This is a genomic window from Clostridium sp. ZBS15, from assembly GCF_023845705.1.
Lineage (GTDB): Bacteria > Bacillota > Clostridia > Clostridiales > Clostridiaceae > Clostridium > Clostridium aquiflavi.
The window spans coordinates 1-19,225 of record NZ_JAMQHY010000036.1 but is presented as its reverse complement, the minus strand read 5'-3'; the positions used below and the strand labels follow the sequence as shown (position 1 = coordinate 19,225).

Genomic DNA, 19,225 nt, shown 5'->3' with positions numbered 1-19,225 from the left:
ATTCTCAAAGTCAAATTACAATGCCACTTTATTATTGTATATATCAACACACATTTAAAATAGAATCAAATTTTAACAGGGAGAAGTCATAAATTAAGAACGTAAAAAATAATATAAACCAAATTCTAAAGTGTAGATTACAATTTGCTTAAAGAGTTGAAAAACCATATTAAAAGAAAATGTATAATCCTAAAAATTATGAAAGAAGGGTTTTAATGATAAAAGATATGACTAAGGGGAACCCTGGAAAGATAGTGTTTTTATTTGCCATTCCTATGGTTATTGGAAATGTATTTCAGCAATTTTATAATATTATAGATTCAGTAGTTGTAGGAAACTTTATAGGAGCTAATGCATTAGCAGCTGTAGGAGCTTCTTATCCTATTATATTTTTGTTTATAGCAGTTGCAACTGGAGCTAGCATTGGATGTTCTGTTGTAATATCACAGATGTTTGGAGCAAAGCAAATAGGGAATATGAAGACAGCAATATATACATCAATTATTTCGATAATAATATTTAGTACAATACTAATGATAATAGGAGTAATTACAAGTAATTCTGTATTAAGAATTTTAAAAACACCATTGAACATATTAACAGATGCTGATAGCTATATGAAAGTATATATGATGGGAGTAGTTTTTTTATTTGTTTATAATATTAATACTGGAGCATTTAATGCTTTAGGTAATTCTAAAATACCATTATGTTTTTTAATCTTTTCATCTATTTTAAATGTAGGGTTAGACTTATTATTTGTAGTAAAGTTTAATATGGGAGTAATAGGTGCAGCATATGCAACTTTAATTTCTCAAGGGGTTTCTGCAATATTATCATTAATATATCTTTTGATAAAGGTTAAAAGAATAGAAGTACATGAAGAATATAAAATATTTGATATTAAGATATTGAAAAAAACATGTAAAATAGCTATCCCATCAATAATACAACAGGCAATAGTATCAATAGGAAATTTGTTTGTTCAAGCCTTAGTTAATACTTATGGAGTTGTAACTATTGCTGCATATACGTCAGCTACCAGAATAGATTCTATAATTATTATGCCAATGGTTAATATAAGTAGTGCAGTATCGACATTTACAGCTCAAAATATTGGTGCTGATTTAATAGATCGTGTAAAAGATGGATACAAAGCTGCAATAAAGATGATAGGGATATTTTGTTTTATAATTGCAATCTTGTTGCATGTATATGCAGAAAATATAATAGGAATGTTTGTTGATTCAAGTCTTAATAAAGAAGCTATTAGTATAGGGGTGGAGTACATTACAGTAGTTTCAATTTTTTATGTACTTATGGGACTTATGGTAACAACAAATGGAGTACTTAGAGGAGCAGGAGATATTAAAGTATTTATGGTAAGTACATTATGCAATTTATCATTAAGGGTAATAGCAGCATATACTTTATCATATTTTATTGGCCAAAAAGCAATATGGTGGGCAATACCTTTAGGATGGATATTAGCATCAACAATATCGGTATTTAGATATAAGAGTGAAAAGTGGAAAAATGCTAAAATAGTGTAATTTTTATTACATTAAATTTATGTTAAATATAGAAATGAAGATTGAAAGCTTGAAGCTGGATGCTATATAATCATATGTAATAAAATAATAATTAAATTACAGAAATAAGGAGTACAATATGGAAAACGTAAGTCAAATAGTAGATGTATTTATACATATGAATAAATATATTGGAATGATAATTAATAATTATGGAATGCAAACTTATTTAATTTTGTTTATTGTAATATTTTGTGAAACAGGGTTGGTTGTAACCCCATTTTTACCAGGGGACTCATTAATATTTGCAGCAGCAACTTTTGCAGCAATGGGAGCTTTAAATATTTATGTTTTAGTAATATTATTAATATTTGCAGCTATATTAGGTGATACAGTGAATTATGAGATTGGAAGGCTATTTGGAAATAAGTTAATAAAAAGCAACATAGTTAAAAGAGCTCACATAGAAAAGACTAATAAATTTTATGAAAAGCATGGCGTGAAAACTATAATGTTTGCAAGATTTATTCCTATAGTACGTACAATTGCTCCTTTTGTAGCTGGAATTGGAAAAATGAATTATAAAGATTTTATTTTATTCAATGTTGTTGGTGGAAATTTATGGGTATTGATATTGTCTATATGTGGATATTTCTTTGGAAATATTAGATTTGTCAGAAATAACTTATCACTTATTTTAATAGGAATGATAATTATATCTGTTTTACCGGCATTAATTGTATTTATAAATGAAAAACGAAAAAACTCATTAGTTAAAAAAGTATAAAATAGTGGCTANNTAGCCACTATTTTATACTTTAGATTTAATTTTATTTTTAATATTTAAATACCAATATGTAATTAAGCATAAAATTACAATTAAAAGTAATTCTGATACGATAATTTGTAATGGTGTATCAATTTTAAATAACCTAAACTTCACCATTAATTGTATTATAGCGGCATGCGATAGATATAGATATAATGAATTTTTACCAATCCAAGATATTGAAGTCTTCTTTGATGTACATATACTAAAAATAACTCCTAAAATTGAAAAAGCTCCTATATAATGAAGGACTCTTATAAACAGGGGATATGTAGAAGTATCATAATAAAAAGTGTAGTTTGTATATTCAAATAACAGTTCCACAGAAGTTTCATCTTTAAGTACATATAAAATTCCTAATGATAATAAACTTATCAAAATAAATTTCCACAAATGTTTTTTTACAATTCCTAGATGTTTTTTTTCAAAACCTAATCCTGCTATAAAAAATGGTAAGAAAAATATAATTCTGGAAGCACTAGCTTGTGCAGTAAAACTTACGTCAAGCCCAAGAATTAAAGAAATTACTATGCTAATAGGCAAAGCAGTTCTACAATTTTTTATATAATCTGAGATTACATAAAAAGCTGTTAATGCAAATAAGTACCATAAAGTCCAATTAGGACGCAAATATTCAATTCTTAAACCATAATTTTGAAATACAATGATACTAAGTAAATAATAAAAAGTCTGCGCATAAAAATATATTTTGAATGTATCAAGTACTTTTTGTTGTGTTGTTCTTTTACTTTTTTTACAAAAATATCCTGATATAAAAGTTAACGCTGGCATATGAAACATATAAAGAAAAAGGATAAAGTAATGAGGATCTATACATGTAGGACTTACATATTCAAGTGAGTTACCAATTATAACACAAATTAAAAAGAAGCCTCTTAAATTATCAAAATAACTGTCCCTATTTTTAACTTCCAATAATTCTCTCCCTTCAGTAACTAATCATAGGATATTATAAGATATAAAGAAATATAATGCAATATTTTGTAATACTATAAGTACTACAATAAATACATATATTCATTTTATAATTTAGTTTTTAAATAAAAATTCAGCATATTTGTTCTTGATTTAAAATAAAAGTAGAGTTAAATTAGTATAATCAATATATATAATTAAATTTAGGAGAGTTGTAATGAATATACAAATATTTGGAACTAAAAAATGTTTTGATACAAAGAAGGCAGAAAGATATTTTAAAGAAAGAAGAATTAATTTTCAATTTATTGACTTAAATGAGAAAGGAATAAGTAAGGGTGAACTTAATAGTGTTTTAAATTCAGTATCTGTTAATGATTTAATAAATTCAAAATCTAAAGATTATAATAAATTGAATTTGAATAATATAAGAAGTGCTGAAATAAAACAAGAAATTGTTTTAAAAAATCCTAAAGTGATGAATACTCCAATTGTAAGAAATGGTAAATGTGCTACAGTAGGATATACACCTGATATATGGAATGCATGGGAATAAATAATAGTAGTTGTTTATTTAAGTGAGATGCTGTGACATATGCATAAGAAAAGCTAGATAGCACATAAACAATAAAGCTTATATGATTTTATTCTTATCATATAAGCTTTATTTATAAGTATTATTTAGATTTTTTTCTTGTCTTTTTTTTAGTATTTTTCTTCATAACAGAATATCCAAATGAGCCTAAAGGATTTGAATTGACTTCAAAATATTCTCCATGATTATAACAAATTAAGTTCGCTTTATTAAAGCCAATTTTACCATTTTCGTCTAATAAGTTTTCATCTACTTTAACATTAAGTACTTCTAGTAAGAATAAATCATGAGTACCTAATGGTGTGATAGATTTTAACTTACATTCTAATGCAAATGGAGCATCTTCTAATGAAGGTGTATTTACTTTTACTCCTTCATTTAATTTTAAATTAAGATTTTTAATCTTATCTTCTTTTTTACCCGATCTAACACCACAATAATCTACTATTTTTACCATTTGCTTATTAGGTAAATTAATAACACATTCCTCAGATTCTTTTATATAATCATAAGATAATCGTTCAGGTCTTACCCCCATTGCAAGTATAGGTTCTTTTGTACATACTGTACTTATCCAACCAACAGTAAATACATTTACTTTACCTTCTTTATTTTTAGATGTAACAAGAACTACAGGCGTGGGATTTAACATCACACTACCTTTAAAATTTAATTTATTCATTTTTTTCACCTTTTATATAAATAAAAATTTTAAAACAATGTTTGTAATAAAGAATTATTATTAATATCTTCTTTTGTAACGTCTTTTTCTATTATTTTTAGCCATATTTTTTATAAGAACTATTAATGTGATTATTATTATAGCAATTACTAAAACTGTTGAATACAATAATATATTATCTTTTAATATTTTTCCTAAAGATATATTTATAATACCTTGAACTTCTTCAGTATGATTTCTAGTTGAATAAGTTAAGTTTGTATTTTTATTAAATGCTAACTTCCAAGCGCTAGTATTTGAAGCATTATAAGTTATTAAAGATTCAGCATCATTAATATCATTCTTATAATACATAACATCCTGACTTAAAACTATTGGTACAGTAATTGTTTTTGTAGGTCCAAAGAAACCAAAAGATTTATATTGTAAATCAGTAGTTCCAACTTCTTCATCTGATTTTTTATAAACTTCTTTATTAGCAGAATAACTATAATCAATAATAGAATCCATATCATTGAATTTAGTCATATCAACATTATCGAGTTGTCTACTTTTTAAAACAACACCTATTATTTTTCTGCCATCTTTTTCATATACAGCAGCTAAACAACCACCAGCAGCATTAGTTAATCCAGTTTTACCAGCAATGTTTCCATTTTTACCTAATCCTAAATTTCTATTTTCTAATATAATTCTAGAACCATTTATATCTATAGGAGCTTCTTTTAAAGTCATAGTTTCTCTTTCCCATGGATTTTCAAAAGCTGCTTTAGTTATTAAAGATAAATCATAAGCGGTTGTATAATGATTTGGATCATGAAGTCCGTTAGCAGTAATAAAATTACTATTATTAGCTCCAAGTTCCTTTGCTTTTTTATTCATTAATTCTGAAAATGCGTCTGAACTACCAGCAACATTATCTGCAATCATATATGCAGTATCATTTCCAGAGAAAAGCAATAATCCTTTCATGACATCATCAGCAAGCATTTTATCTCCAACTTGCATTCTGTTACCCATATAATTTATGTTTAATGAATATTCAGGTTGTTCTTTAGCTGATTTAGTAAATGAAAGTTCAGAATTTTTTTCGAACTTTTCAGCTAATAATAAACCTGTTAATAATTTAGTAGTACTTGCAGGATACCTTTTACTATCAGCATCTTTAGTATAAATTATTTCACCTGTTTCATAATCCATAGTTAAAGCTGATTCAGCTTGAATACTAGGTGAAGTTTGTTTAGTATTTTCAGTTGCATAACTTTTTACTGAAAAAGGAGCAAATAGTGAAATAGTAATAGTTAATGCAAGTGTTTTTAAGATTAAATTTCTTTTCAAGTAAAATCTCCCCATCTCTATTTAGTAATATTTAAACCAACATAAGTATATCATTTATGATATTTAATAACAATAAAATACAAGACATAATATAAGAATTTTTATAAATAAATCCATGAAAAATGCTTATTTCAACATAGTATTTTAATATTTACCTATAACTTACACCTATAAATTTTGTTTTTTAGAACAAACTATATATATGTTAAGAAAGGGGTGGAAGATATGAAAAAATATTTTAAATTTCTAATATTATCTATTATTATAATTTTTTCGGTTTTTAATACGTATAGGGTTAATGCATTAGATCAAACTTCAAGAAAAATAGTCTATTTAACATTTGATGATGGTCCATCTCCTAATAATACTGAAAATATATTACAAATATTAAATGAAAACAATGTAAGAGCTACTTTTTGTGTAGTTGGTTCTAATGCTTTAAGATATAAGGAGATTTTAAAACAATTAAACGAATATAATATGGGAATTATACCTCATTGTAATAATCATCAGTATAAAGAGTTATATTCATCAACTGAGTATTATATAAATGATCTTAATGAATGTACCAGAATTATAAATGACGTTACTGGTGGAAATAGAAGTTTCAGGTTTGTAAGAATGCCAGGTGGTTCAGATAATACTGTGAGCGATTATCAAACTTTACAAAATATAAAAAGTGAATTAAGAAAAAGAGGAATGGATTATATAGATTGGAGTATAGATTCAGGGGATACTTGTGCAGCTATGGTACCTGAAGAACAAATAACAAGTAACATTGAAAATCAAGCTGGTATTAATAATATAGAAGTTATTTTAATGCATGATTTAGAAAATAAGGTAACAACCACGAGTGCACTTCAAGATATTATAATTAAATATAAAAGTTTAGGATATGAATTTAAAACCTTTGATGAAATGGAAGAATGGGAAGTTCAATATTTAATAGGCAAACATGTAATAGATAAGTGATTTAAATATATAATTAAAAACGAGCTAATATCAGTATACATTTTGATATTAGCTCATCTTTAATAAAGTAATTAAGAATTTGTATTTAGTTTTTTCTGAATTGATTTTTTGGCGTTTATTTCAAAATCGTCGTCTAAAATATCTAAGGCAATTTCATTTCCATACTTATTTCTTAATGCTAGAGTTAAAAGTTTATCAGCAAATTCTGGATTTTTAGATAAGAATGATCCATGAAAGTATGAACAAAAAGTGTTTTTATATATACAACCTTCATATCCATCTTCACCATTATTGCCATATCCATGAACGCATTTGCCAAGTGGAGTATGATCATTTATATAAGTTCTACCAGAATGATTTTCAAAACCAACATAAGTTTGATTAAATACTTCATTGTATATTTCAGTATTGCCTATAAATCTTGTATCTCCACCTTCAGTATGAATATTTAGTATTCCCAATCCATTGATCTTTTCACCATTTGGAGCAGTGTAATATTTACCTAATAATTGATAACCGCCACATATTGCTAATAGGACTTTTTCTTCTTCAATATAAGAAGTTAAAGAATCTTTTTTTATAGTATTTAAATCTTCAGATACTATTGATTGTTCATAATCTTGACCGCCACCAAAGAATATAATATCTATTTCATCTTTGTTTAGAGTATCATTTATAGAAGAATTAATAATGTTTACTTTTATTCCTCTTTCTTCTGCTCTGTGTTTTAAAATTAGCACATTACCTACATCCCCATATACATTTAATAAATCAGGATATAAGTGACAAATATTTAATTCCAAAGTATTACCTCCTTTAAATTACCATAGTTTTTTAATGTAACCTTTTGAATGAAGGTATTTTCGATAATTTATCATAGCAGTATAAGTTGCTAGAATATATACCTTGTTAGAAGATGAATCATTTTGTATAGATTCAGTTAGTTTTTCATAATCTTCTTCTAATATAAAGTTATCTTTATTAAGACCAGCAATTTTTAATCTTACGGCCATATCATACATTCTTGTTCCTGAAATAAAAATATTTTTTATTGGAAGAGTAGATATTTTTTCAAAATTAACATCCCATATCCAAGAAATATCTCTTCCATCAGCATAATTATCATTTAATAAAAATGTAGCTGAAAAGTCATTTTTATTAAGACATAAAGTATCGAGTGCTTGATTGTAACCAGCTGGATTCTTAACTAATATTATTTCAACCTGTTTACTACCAATAGCAATTTGCTCTTGTCTACCAAAACTTGAATTTTGATTTTGTAGAGAGTTCACTATTACATCATCGTTAATTCCTAGCTCTTTTGATATTGCGTAGGCACATAATGCATTGTAAATATTATAAGCTCCTGATTGACTTATTAAGATATCAGTATCATTAATAAGAACAGACGAATTTTCTGGGTTTAAATCAAATATTTTATTAACAGCATAACTTAGCGTTGGTCTTTTATATCCGCATTCGGTACAATAAAAGTCTCCTAGATGATTATAAGTTACAAAATTATAAGAGTATCTTGTCTTACAAACTTTACAGAATTTTGAGTCTGCATTTATATCAATAGAATGATTTTCATTTATAGGAGTATTAAAACCATAATAAATCATTGGATTCTTTAGGTCTAATTTGCCAAGTAAAGATTCATCACCATTTAAAATTAATTTTGAGTCAGGAACTTTAACTATACCTTCTAAAATTTTGTTAAGTGTTGTGTAAACTTCACCATATCTATCTAATTGATCTCTAAATAAGTTTGTTACTGTTATTATTTCAGGAGAAATATGCTCAGTTATAAATTTAACATTAGCTTCATCAACTTCAATTACAGCATATCTATTTTTAGGTTTATTAAAAAACTTATAATTCGATATAAAACAAGCTGTAATACCAGGATATAAATTAGCACCTGTATTATTAGTTATGACATCAAATCCATTTTCTTTTAGTATATTTGTTATCATACTTGTAGTCGTAGTTTTTCCATTAGTACCAGTTACAAGTATTATCTTATAGCCATCACTAACTTTTTTTAAAATATTTTTATCGATTTTCAGTGCTATTTTACCAGGGAAAGTACTCCCACCTTTTATTAGATGTTTTGAAAGAAATGCTATGCATTTAGCTGAAATTATACTTAAAATAGACTTAATATTTATTGTAGTCACCACCTAATTATTTTATTTAATAATATAAGATTTTATCATAAATTACTAAAAACAAATATAAGTATAGCACAAAAATTTTATATGCCAAATAATTTTACATTTTTGAATATATCAATAAATGTAGATTTTTGTACAAAGGTTTGTTAAAATATAAAGAAAGTGTAAACGTACTAGAAATATGTAAGGAGTGTACATATGGAAAACACAAATAAAAATTCTTTTCTACAAAAGATATTTTGTACATATAAAAAGATTTCTGAGTCTAATAAATACTTTACTTCTATAATTACAATGATTTTAACATTAGTAACTGCATTTGGTATTGTAGTTGCAGTAAAAAGTTTAATGCCAAGTGAAGAAAAGGTGTCAATAGCAACTAATCCAGCAGAAGAAGCTTTCTTTAATGGAAATTATAATTTAGCTATTGAAGAATATTCAAAGTTGCAAGCTGATATGCCTTGGCCAGAGTATAATATGAAAATTGCGGAAATTTACTCTATAAAGGGTGATTATGTAAAATCAAATGAATTAATTAGTAAAGTGTATGAATCAAGAAACAAAACTATAGATACAAATAATAGAGAAGAATTAAAAGAAAAAGATAAGAAAATTACTAATGAAATAGTGTTAACAAGTTTTATGAATGGTGAAAATAAAAAAGCTTTAGAATATGGGGAATTATTCTTAAAAGATAATCCTACATATAAAGAGTTGGCAAATACGATGTTTACAGTTTATATTAGTAATAACAATACGGAAAAAGCAAAAGGAATTTTACAAAATTATGATAATTCAGATAGTGTAAAAGATCTTATAGTTACTTCAAGAATGAATGTTTTAATTGGAAATTGGGAAAATGGGTTAAAACTATTAAAAGATGCATGTGATAAAAATGAAGATGCATTGACGATTTTTAATGGAATAAAACAATTATCACTATATGATAAGGGCAAATTAATAAGTGAAGTTTCTAAATTACAAAGCAAATACAAAAATGATAATATCTATAAAATATGGCTTGCAGAAATATATTCATTAGATATGAATACTGCTTCAAAGAGTATAGACATAATTAATAAGATTAAAAATGAAAAGCTTAGTGAAACAGAAATGTTTAATATTAACTTTATAGAATATACAGCATATAAAAATATGGATGATAGTAAAATGGCTGTTAATTGTTTAAAAGAAATGACAAATGGTAATGAAGAGTCATATATTGATTGGTACATATTATCTTTATATAATTATGAAGCAGGAAGATATACAGAAGCATTTGAAAATGCTAAAAAATCTATATTATTAAATAGAGACTATCCTAATATATATGGAGTATTGATTCCTAATATTATAGTAAAAGAATATAAAGTAGAAGATGGAAAATTTGAAAGTATCATGTCTTACTTTAGAACTGCTTTAGAAATAGATTTATTTAATCCAGAAGTTTTGGTAAACACAGCAAAATATTATCAAGATATAGTTAAGGATTCAAATAAAGCTTTAGAATACTATGAAATTGCGTCTAAAATAGATCCGAAAAATGCAGAAATATATTATAATTCAGCTTTAATTAAAATAAGCAATCAGAGAGAAGATGAAGGTATAAAGCTTTTAAATAAGAGTATTGAAGTAGATACTAGTAATGCAAAGTATTATAGAACTTTAGGTAGTGTTTATTTAAATAAAGGTAAAAATGAAAAAGCTATAAATGCTATAAGGTCTGCTTATGCTATTGATGAAAATGACATAATAAATTTAAATAATGCAGGATATTATTACATATGTATTGAAGGTGACATAGATAGAGCATTAGTTAACTTTAAAGCAGCTTATAATGAAATAAATGAAAATACTGACAGTAAGATAAAAGAAATAATAACTGAAAACTATAATAGAGTTAAAACATATAAAAAAGATAATAGTAGTGGACTAACTATTTCTCAATTTAAATTAATAGAATATTAATATGATAATGTTATAAATCAGGGAATTAATTCCCTGATTTATAACATTAAGCATGTTTAAAATACTATTTTAATATGACGAGATTAAAAGGGGATGAAATTGTGAACAAAAAAATTAAAAATAGATTTATAGGAATTTTAGTATTTTTAATTTGTGTAATTTTATTTTTTGTACATTTTTCTAAAATAAATAAAGTTAAAGAATTTGAAGTTTTAACTTGGGATAATTATTATAATGAAAATAATATTACTTTTTTTTATGACGATGAAAATAATGAAAAGATTAAATCTTTAGATAGTACATACAAAATTAAGGAATTATTAAATGAATCTAATCAAGAAATAGATAAAGTGTTAAAAAGTATTGATATTTTAAATTCAATTTGTCAATATGATGACATAGATGATTTAAATCAGAAATCAGCATATGATATTTTTAAAAATTTAGGTGGAAGAAGAAAAGTATCTGCTAAAGATATGGCAATAATAGAGCGTGACTTATTAGCTTCATATGGTTTTAAAAGTAGAGTGGGAGTTTATAGAATGAAAGATGCTGCTTTTGAACCTAAATACAATTATTATGTTATAGAATATTGGAGCAATGAGAATAATAAATGGGTAATGATAGATCCATTAGATAGAGGTTACTTTAGAGAAAGAGACACCTTATTATCTGCAACAGAAGTGATGAATAAGGAATTTAATCCATTATTTTATGTGGGAAAAACTAAAGAAAAAGAATATAAAAAGAATTTTAAAAAGTATTTGGATTCATATAGCATACAAATAGATAATACTGTAAAAAACAACAAAAGTAATACCTTAATAACATATATAAAAAATGAAAAAGCTTTAGAAATTAAATTTAAAGATAAGTTTGCTCCACCAACAATTTTTACACAAGATACAAAGCTTTTTGAAAAGAGTCCTGAAGACAATAGAGTAGGACAAGATGAAAAAGCATATCTAATCTTAATGGAAAAGCAAGATTTAGTTAAAATTACTGATAATAATCAAGGCAAAGAACAAAACAAAGATAGTATATTTATGATTTTAGGTGCATTTAAAGATGGAAAAATTATGGATGAATATTATTTAAGTACTAATAATTCTGATTATGAGAAAATTAAAAAATATAAAGAAGTTGAGATACCTAAAGGTGAAACAGAATTAAATTTATCTATAGATGGGATAAATTCAATAAGTAAAATAATTTTAAGGAAAAATTAATAATATATAACATAATAAGTATTATAATTTAAAATGGAAACTTATTAGAAAGAGAGTGATAAAAGAATGGGATTAGACTTTTTATTCATATTCAAAGCAATTATTGTAGCAATAGTTGAAGGTCTTACTGAATTTGTTCCAGTATCATCAACAGGACATATGATACTTGCATCAGATTTAATCAATTTCCAAGGGGAATTTGTTAAGATGTTTGAAGTCGTAATACAATTAGGCGCAATACTTGCAGTAGTAGTATTATACTGGAAAAAGATAAAAGATAGTGTTATTGAATTCTTCACATACATTTTTACATGTGGAAAAAAAGGTGAAGTCGGATTCAAATTTGGAATAAATGTTTTAATAGGATCAATACCAGCAGGTGTAGTTGGAATATTATATTATAGTAAAATAAAAAGCTTATTTAAACCTCAAGCAGTAGTTGTAGGATTTATAGTTGGTGGTATTTTATTAATAGTAATAGAAAATATATTTAGAAAAAAAAGACACTCTGTTAAAAACATAGATAGAATAACTCCAATGCAATCTATAAAGGTTGGATTATTTCAAGTTTTATCAATGTGGCCTGGAATGTCAAGAAGTGCTTCTACAATCATGGGTGGTTGGGTAGCTGGTCTTTCAACACCGATAGCAGCAGAATTCTCATTCTTTTTAGCAATTCCAGCAATGGTTGGATCATCAGCTAAAGATCTTTTTGAATTTGATTTTGCACTTATGAATGCGACTAATTGGGTTGCTTTAATAGTGGGATTCATAGTAGCATTTATAGTTTCATTAGTAGTAATGGAAGGTTTTGTTGCTTACCTAAAGAAAAAACCTATGAGAGTATTTGCAATATACAGAATAATTGCAGGTATAGTATTTGCAATACTTATGTATAAAGGAATAGTAACACCACATCTATAAAAGAATATAAATAGTAAATATAAAAATAAATATATTAAAGAGAAATTGTACTCATTGAATAATTTAAATATTTAATGAGTACAATTTTTTTGTTTTTGTACAATAATCTAAGAGCAAATATTAATTTTAGCTATTTTGTTCTTTGAAATAATGCATAAATATGAAACAAATAAGAACAATAAAAAGGAAAGTAAGAAACAAGGATTCTTTGAAATAATGTATAGATAATAAACTTATTAAGGTTTATATTTTTACTATAAAATAGAAACTCGTTAAGGCAAATTTTCTTCTTGACATGATATAAAATAAATGTTATTCTTACACAAAGAATAACCTTTAATTTGATCCAGAGAGATCAGCAAGGAAGTTATATAATACCATATTTACAGGATTATTATGCCTTCCTTCACGCGTGAAGAAGGCTTTTTTTATACAATTAATTATATGCAAATGTAATTGGTTATTTAAAATAATTAAGGGTATAAAATTAAATTTAGTAAATTAATTAAATCTATGAAATATGGCACTATCTAAAAGACTTTTAGATCGCTTTGGTATAACTTTTTATAAGTTTTTCTGCATACTTAAAAAGGAGTGATATCAATATGATAAAAGACAAACATTTAATAGATCCAATGGATTTTACAGTAGAAGAATTAAAAGAAATTTTTAAATTAGCACATGAAATAATTTTAGATCCAGAAAAGTTTTCTCATGTCTGTGATGGGAAAATATTAGCAACCTTATTTTACGAGCCAAGTACAAGAACTAGATTTAGTTTTGAAGCAGCTATGATGAGACTTGGTGGGAAAATACTTGGCTTTTCTGAGCCAAATTCATCATCAACATCAAAGGGTGAAACTTTATCTGACACAATCAAAATGGTGTCAATTTATACTGATATAATAGCAATGAGGCATCCTAAAGAAGGATCAGCTAAAGTAGCAAGTCTTTATTCAAGTGTTCCAATCATTAATGCAGGAGATGGTGGTCATCAACATCCAACTCAAACTCTTACTGATTTATTAACAATAGAAATGCTTAAGAAAGGTTTAAATAGACATACTATTGGTATATGTGGTGATTTAAAATATGGAAGAACAGTTCATTCGTTAATAAAAGCAATGTCTAGATATGAAGGCAATAAATTTTTACTTATCTCCCCAAAAGAATTAAGAATACCAGATTATATAAGAGAAGAAATACTTAGAAAAAATAATATTGAGTTTTTAGAAGTAGAAACATTAGAGGAGATCATAGATAAAGTTGATATATTATATATGACTAGAATACAAAAAGAGAGGTTCTTCAATGAAGAAGAATACTTAAGACTTAGAGATAGTTATATATTAAATAAAGAAAAAATGAATCTAGCAAAAGACGATATGATAGTTATGCATCCTCTGCCAAGAGTAAATGAAATTGCATGTGAAGTTGATTATGATAAAAGAGCAGCATACTTTAAACAGGCTGAATACGGAATGTATGCAAGAATGGCATTAATGGCTAAACTTTTGGGGGTGTTATAAGATGTTAGAAATTACAAGCTTAAAAAACGGATTAGTTATAGATCATATTGAAGCAGGAATGGGAATAAAAATATTTAACTATTTAGGACTAGATAACAGTAATTGCAGTGTTGCTTTAATAATAAATGCAAAAAGTGAATTGTTAGGAAAGAAGGACATAATAAAGATAGAAAACTGTAGAGAGTTAGATTATACAATATTAGGATTACTTTCTCCAAGTATAACTATAAATGAAGTTGAAAATGAGGAGATAGTAGGTAAGATAAAACCTACATTACCAAAGAAAGTAACCAATATATTAAAGTGCAAAAATTCAAGGTGTATAACTCAATATGAAAAGTATGTGGCACACTCTTTTGTACTATTAGATAAGGAAAAGGGCACTTATAGGTGTGAATATTGTGATGAAATAACAAAATTATCTGAAGTATAATAAGTGTAAGGGAGTGAGCTTAGTGGAACTTTTAATTAAAAATGCAAGAATTATAGATGCGATTCAAGATTTTTATGGTGATATTTATATAAAAGATGGATTGATAAGTGAAATTGCGAAGGAAATAAATAAAGACAATGTTGAGACTCTTAGTTGCGAAGGAAAGATATTAATGCCTGCCTTTATTGATACACATGCTCATTTTAGAGATCCAGGTCTTACATGGAAAGAGGATTTAGAGAGTGGATCAAAAGCAGCATTAAAAGGTGGTTACACAGGTGTATGTTTGATGGCAAATACAAAGCCTATATGTTCATCTAAAGAGGTAGTGCAGTATGTTAGAGATAAATCAAAAGACTTAGATTTAATTGATATACATCAATGCATTTCAGTAACTCAGAATTTTGATGGAAAAACTTTAGATCATTTAAACGAATTTAGAGATGATAATGAAGTTAAAGCAATTTCAGATGATGGAGTTGGAGTATCAAATTCTAATACTATGCTTGAGGCAATGAAAATTGCAAAAGAAAATAACTGGGTGCTTATGTCACATGCTGAAAGCCCAGAGTTTTCTAAAAGTGATATGAGAATAGCTGAAAATATGATGACCATTAGAGATGTGGAACTTGCTAAGATAACAGGAGCACATTTGCATATGTGTCATGTTAGTACTAAAGAAGCATTAAAATATATTATTGATGCTAAGAATGAAGGTGCAAATATTACATTAGAAGTAACACCACATCATATATCCTTAACTAAGGAAATAAATGATTATAGAGTTAATCCACCGATAAGAGAAAAAGAAGATGTAGATGCAATTATAAAAGCAATTAAGATGGGAAATATTGATACAATAGGAACGGACCATGCACCACATACATTAGAAGAAAAATCTAAGGGATCTCCAGGAATGGTTGGATTAGAGACAGCTTTTCCAATATGTTATACAAAGCTAGTTAGAGAAAATGAGATTTCATTAAATGAATTAAGCAAACTTATGTCACTTAATCCAGCTCAGTTATTAGGAATGAATAAGGGGAAATTTAGTATAGGGGTAGAGGCAGATCTAGTTTTAATAGATATAGATAAAAAAATAAAGGTAGATTCCAAAGAATTTGCATCAAAAGGTAGAAACACACCATTTGAAGGTATGGAGTATTATGGAGAAGTGTTTACTACAATAAAGGGTGGAAAAATTAAATATAAGAAGTAAAAAAATATATATTTTAGTAGCATGTTTATATATGCATAAGCAAAGTGAACTGAGTAATTGAACTTAGGAATGCTACAATAATTTTTAATATAAATTGGAGGAGAGTTGCTATGATGATTAATATAATGGATAAGCTATATGAGAGAGTTGAAAAAAGAGGTGTTGTATGTGTTGGATTAGATACATCTTTAGAGTATATTCCAGAGCATATAAGAAATGGAAAAACACCAAGTGAAGCTATATTTGAATTTAATAAACAAATTATAGATGCTACATATGATGTTGCAGCATGCTTTAAGGTACAAATAGCTTATTATGAAGCTTTAGGCTTAGAAGGATTATTAGCTTATAAGAAAACATTAGAATATCTAAGAAAAAAAGATGAAATCATAATAGCTGATATAAAAAGAGGCGATATAGCAGCTACTGCCCAAATGTATGCAAAGGCTCATTTTGAAGGAGACTTTGAAGCAGATTTTATTACACTAAATCCTTATATGGGAATGGACAGTATAAAACCGTATGTTCAATATTTAGTAAACGGAAAAAAAGGTGCATTTACATTAGTTAGAACATCAAATGAGGGAGCAGAAGATATTGAGTATTTAGATACAACTACAGGAAATAAAGTATATCATGTAGTTGGCGATAAGCTTATGAAAATGGGCGAAAATATGATTTCAAAATGTGGCTATCACCCATTAGGAGGCGTAATTGGATGTACTCATGTTGAAGAAGGAAAAGAATTAAGAAAAAGATTTAACTCAATGTTCTTCTTAATACCTGGATATGGAGCTCAAGGCGGAAAAGCAGAAGATGTAGCAATGTATTTAAATAATGGAAATGGTGGAGTTGTGAATTCATCAAGAGGAATATTACTTGCTTATAAAAAACAAAACAGGGAAATGGAATTTGCATTATGTGCAAGAGAAGAAGCTATAAAAATGAGAGATGAAATAAAAAGAGCTGTAGAGGATTTATAAGGGGTGGTAAAATGAGTATAAATTATAAGAAATCAAAGGTACTTTCAAATAAAAAAATAGTTGATAATATATATAAGATGGTGTGTGAAGATGATAATGCCATAAGAGCAGGACAATTTTATATGCTTAAGCTTGAAGGTCAAACCTTACTTCCAAGACCCATAAGCATATGCGAAAAAGATGATAATAAAATAACTTTTATGTATGCAGTAGTAGGAAAAGGAACAGAAGAATTTGCAAAACTTCAAGAGGGGGATTACATAAATCTTACAGGTCCATTAGGAAATGGATTTGACTTAGATGAATACTTAGGAAAAGTTGCAATTGTTTCTGGGGGAATTGGAACAGCACCTATGGTTGAAGTTTGTAAAGTGCTTAGAAGAAATAATAAATATGGGCTTATAGATGTTTATGCAGGATTTAGAGATAACATATATTTAATAGATGAATTATCTAAATATGCTAACAAAGTAGAAGTAACAACTAATACAGGAAAGCATGGTCATAAAGGCTTTGTTACGGATATATTAAAGCCAGAGGAATATGATATTGTGCTATGTTGTGGTCCTGAAATTATGATGAAAAAGGTTGTTGAGATGTGTAAAGAAAAGAAGGTTAAAGTTTACGTTTCAATGGAAAAACACATGGCATGTGGTGTAGGAGCTTGTTTAGTATGTACTTGCAAAACTAAAGGTGGAAATAAGAGAACGTGTAAAGACGGTCCAGTATTTGATGGATATTATGTGGAATTATAAATCAGAGGGGAGAATGAAGTTATGTTAAAGGTGAATATAAATGGTGTAGAATTTAAAAATCCAGTTATAGCGGCTTCAGGAACTTTTGGTTTTGGTGCAGAATATAACAATTTTTATGATGTAGGGATGTTAGGCGGAATATCATCCAAAGGATTAACACTTAATGTTAAAGAAGGTAATGAAGGAATTAGGGTATTTGAAACTCCATCTGGAATGATGAATTCTGTAGGATTACAAAATCCAGGAATAGAAGGATTTATAAAAAATGAATTGCCTAAAATGCAAGAACTAAATACTAACATTTTAGCTAATGTTGGTGGAGGGTGTTTTGAAGATTATGCAGAAGCTATTGAAAAATTAAATAATACTGAAGTAAATATCATTGAATTAAATATATCATGTCCAAATGTAAAATGTGGTGGAATGGCATATGGAATTAAGTCTGAGGTAGCTTATGAATTTGTAAAAGAAATAAAGAAAATTTGCAAAAGACCTCTTATGGTTAAATTATCACCTAATGCCGAAAATATAGTTGAAATGGCAACAAAATGTGAAGAGGCAGGAGCAGATTCTTTAAGCTTAATAAATACATTAAAAGGTTTAGCAATAGATCCATATAAAAGAAAGCCAATATTTAACAATGTATATGCAGGACTTTCAGGCCCCGCAGTGAAACCAGTAGCATTAAGAATGGTTCATGAAGTAAGCAAAGCAGTTAGTATACCAGTAATAGGACTTGGTGGAATATCTAATGGAATAGATGCAATAGAATTCATGATGGCAGGAGCAAGAGCTGTACAAATAGGAACAATAAATTTTGTAAATCCTATGGCAGGAAAAGAAATCATAGAAGAGATGGAAGCTTTCTGCAAAGAACAAGGCATAAAAGATATAAATGAAATTGTTGGTGTAATTTAAATGGCTGCTAATATTAAAATATATAGTTTGATGAACAAAGAAATTTAATTATTTAAGATATATTGTTTTTAGATGTGTTTATATATGCAATAGGTAAAGTGGCATTGTAATTGGACTTTGAGAATTCTTAATGAGTATTGTCATATTTACTGCTTGTCAAAAGTGAATGTCCAAATTTTATATTTGGTTACATGAACTTTCAC

The 19,225-nt window shown here is 26.9% G+C and carries 18 protein-coding genes; 13 read left to right on the top strand and 5 right to left on the bottom strand.

Annotated features, from left to right (window positions below):
• Window positions 1–215: 215 nt before the first annotated feature.
• Together NG904_RS11285 and NG904_RS11280 are read left to right on the top strand one after the other, a co-directional pair.
• A complete protein-coding gene (locus tag NG904_RS11285; RefSeq protein WP_252226735.1) occupies window positions 216–1,553 on the top strand; it encodes an MATE family efflux transporter in 1,338 nt (445 codons plus the stop codon).
• Window positions 1,554–1,671: 118 nt separating this feature from the next.
• Complete coding sequence (locus tag NG904_RS11280) at window positions 1,672–2,319, top strand: DedA family protein (protein ID WP_252213087.1); 648 nt, start codon at window positions 1,672–1,674, stop codon at window positions 2,317–2,319.
• 24 nt (window positions 2,320–2,343) lie between these two features.
• Here the strand turns inward: NG904_RS11280 and NG904_RS11275 are convergent, their stop codons facing one another.
• The gene (locus NG904_RS11275) at window positions 2,344–3,297 is read right to left on the bottom strand and encodes an acyltransferase family protein (protein ID WP_252226731.1); all 954 of its coding nucleotides are present in this window, start codon (window positions 3,295–3,297) and stop codon (window positions 2,344–2,346) included.
• A 217-nt stretch (window positions 3,298–3,514) separates the two neighbouring features.
• Between NG904_RS11275 and NG904_RS11270 the strand changes: the two genes are divergently transcribed.
• Window positions 3,515–3,853: an arsenate reductase family protein gene (locus NG904_RS11270; RefSeq protein ID WP_252231688.1), complete on the top strand. Its 339-nt coding sequence runs from the start codon at window positions 3,515–3,517 to the stop codon at window positions 3,851–3,853.
• A gap of 121 nt (window positions 3,854–3,974) precedes the next feature.
• Here NG904_RS11270 and NG904_RS11265 read toward each other — a convergent pair whose 3' ends face one another.
• Entirely contained in the window at window positions 3,975–4,574 is a 600-nt protein-coding gene (locus NG904_RS11265; RefSeq protein ID WP_252231687.1) for a flavin reductase family protein, read from the bottom strand.
• A 60-nt stretch (window positions 4,575–4,634) separates the two neighbouring features.
• Window positions 4,635–5,912 carry a D-alanyl-D-alanine carboxypeptidase family protein gene (locus tag NG904_RS11260; protein ID WP_252231686.1) on the bottom strand — a complete coding sequence of 426 codons (1,278 nt, stop codon included), beginning with the start codon at window positions 5,910–5,912 and terminating at the stop codon, window positions 4,635–4,637.
• A gap of 225 nt (window positions 5,913–6,137) precedes the next feature.
• On the opposite strand from NG904_RS11260, the gene NG904_RS11255 reads away from it, so the two are divergent.
• Window positions 6,138–6,884 (top strand): polysaccharide deacetylase family protein, encoded by a 747-nt coding sequence (locus NG904_RS11255; RefSeq protein WP_252231685.1) that lies wholly within the window; start codon window positions 6,138–6,140, stop codon window positions 6,882–6,884.
• Window positions 6,885–6,955: 71 nt separating this feature from the next.
• Here NG904_RS11255 and NG904_RS11250 read toward each other — a convergent pair whose 3' ends face one another.
• Together NG904_RS11250 and NG904_RS11245 are read right to left on the bottom strand one after the other, a co-directional pair.
• Window positions 6,956–7,687, bottom strand: coding sequence for a type 1 glutamine amidotransferase (locus tag NG904_RS11250; protein WP_252213096.1), 732 nt, complete (start codon window positions 7,685–7,687; stop codon window positions 6,956–6,958).
• Between the two features lie 18 nt (window positions 7,688–7,705).
• Complete coding sequence (locus tag NG904_RS11245; RefSeq protein WP_252231716.1) at window positions 7,706–9,067, bottom strand: MurT ligase domain-containing protein; 1,362 nt, start codon at window positions 9,065–9,067, stop codon at window positions 7,706–7,708.
• 195 nt (window positions 9,068–9,262) lie between these two features.
• Here NG904_RS11245 and NG904_RS11240 point away from each other — a divergent pair, with 195 nt between their 5' ends.
• The 9 genes from NG904_RS11240 (at window position 9,263) to NG904_RS11200 (ending at window position 19,022) form a co-directional block, all read left to right on the top strand.
• Window positions 9,263–11,032, top strand: a complete 1,770-nt coding sequence (locus tag NG904_RS11240) for a tetratricopeptide repeat protein (RefSeq protein ID WP_252231684.1) — start codon at window positions 9,263–9,265, stop codon at window positions 11,030–11,032.
• A 101-nt stretch (window positions 11,033–11,133) separates the two neighbouring features.
• Window positions 11,134–12,261: a hypothetical protein gene (locus NG904_RS11235; RefSeq protein WP_252231683.1), complete on the top strand. Its 1,128-nt coding sequence runs from the start codon at window positions 11,134–11,136 to the stop codon at window positions 12,259–12,261.
• Between the two features lie 66 nt (window positions 12,262–12,327).
• Entirely contained in the window at window positions 12,328–13,185 is an 858-nt protein-coding gene (locus tag NG904_RS11230; protein WP_252231682.1) for an undecaprenyl-diphosphate phosphatase, read from the top strand.
• Window positions 13,186–13,790: 605 nt separating this feature from the next.
• Complete coding sequence (gene pyrB / locus NG904_RS11225; protein WP_252213101.1) at window positions 13,791–14,714, top strand: aspartate carbamoyltransferase; 924 nt, start codon at window positions 13,791–13,793, stop codon at window positions 14,712–14,714.
• A 1-nt stretch (window position 14,715) separates the two neighbouring features.
• Window positions 14,716–15,147, top strand: coding sequence for an aspartate carbamoyltransferase regulatory subunit (locus NG904_RS11220; RefSeq protein ID WP_252213102.1), 432 nt, complete (start codon window positions 14,716–14,718; stop codon window positions 15,145–15,147).
• Window positions 15,148–15,169: 22 nt separating this feature from the next.
• Window positions 15,170–16,366: a dihydroorotase gene (locus NG904_RS11215; protein ID WP_252231681.1), complete on the top strand. Its 1,197-nt coding sequence runs from the start codon at window positions 15,170–15,172 to the stop codon at window positions 16,364–16,366.
• Between the two features lie 110 nt (window positions 16,367–16,476).
• A complete protein-coding gene (pyrF, locus tag NG904_RS11210) occupies window positions 16,477–17,349 on the top strand; it encodes an orotidine-5'-phosphate decarboxylase (RefSeq protein WP_252213104.1) in 873 nt (290 codons plus the stop codon).
• Window positions 17,350–17,360: 11 nt separating this feature from the next.
• Window positions 17,361–18,104 carry a dihydroorotate dehydrogenase electron transfer subunit gene (locus tag NG904_RS11205; RefSeq protein ID WP_252231680.1) on the top strand — a complete coding sequence of 248 codons (744 nt, stop codon included), beginning with the start codon at window positions 17,361–17,363 and terminating at the stop codon, window positions 18,102–18,104.
• Between the two features lie 21 nt (window positions 18,105–18,125).
• On the top strand, window positions 18,126–19,022 hold the full coding sequence (locus tag NG904_RS11200; protein ID WP_252231679.1) for a dihydroorotate dehydrogenase: 897 nt from the start codon (window positions 18,126–18,128) through the stop codon (window positions 19,020–19,022).
• Window positions 19,023–19,225: the final 203 nt, after the last annotated feature.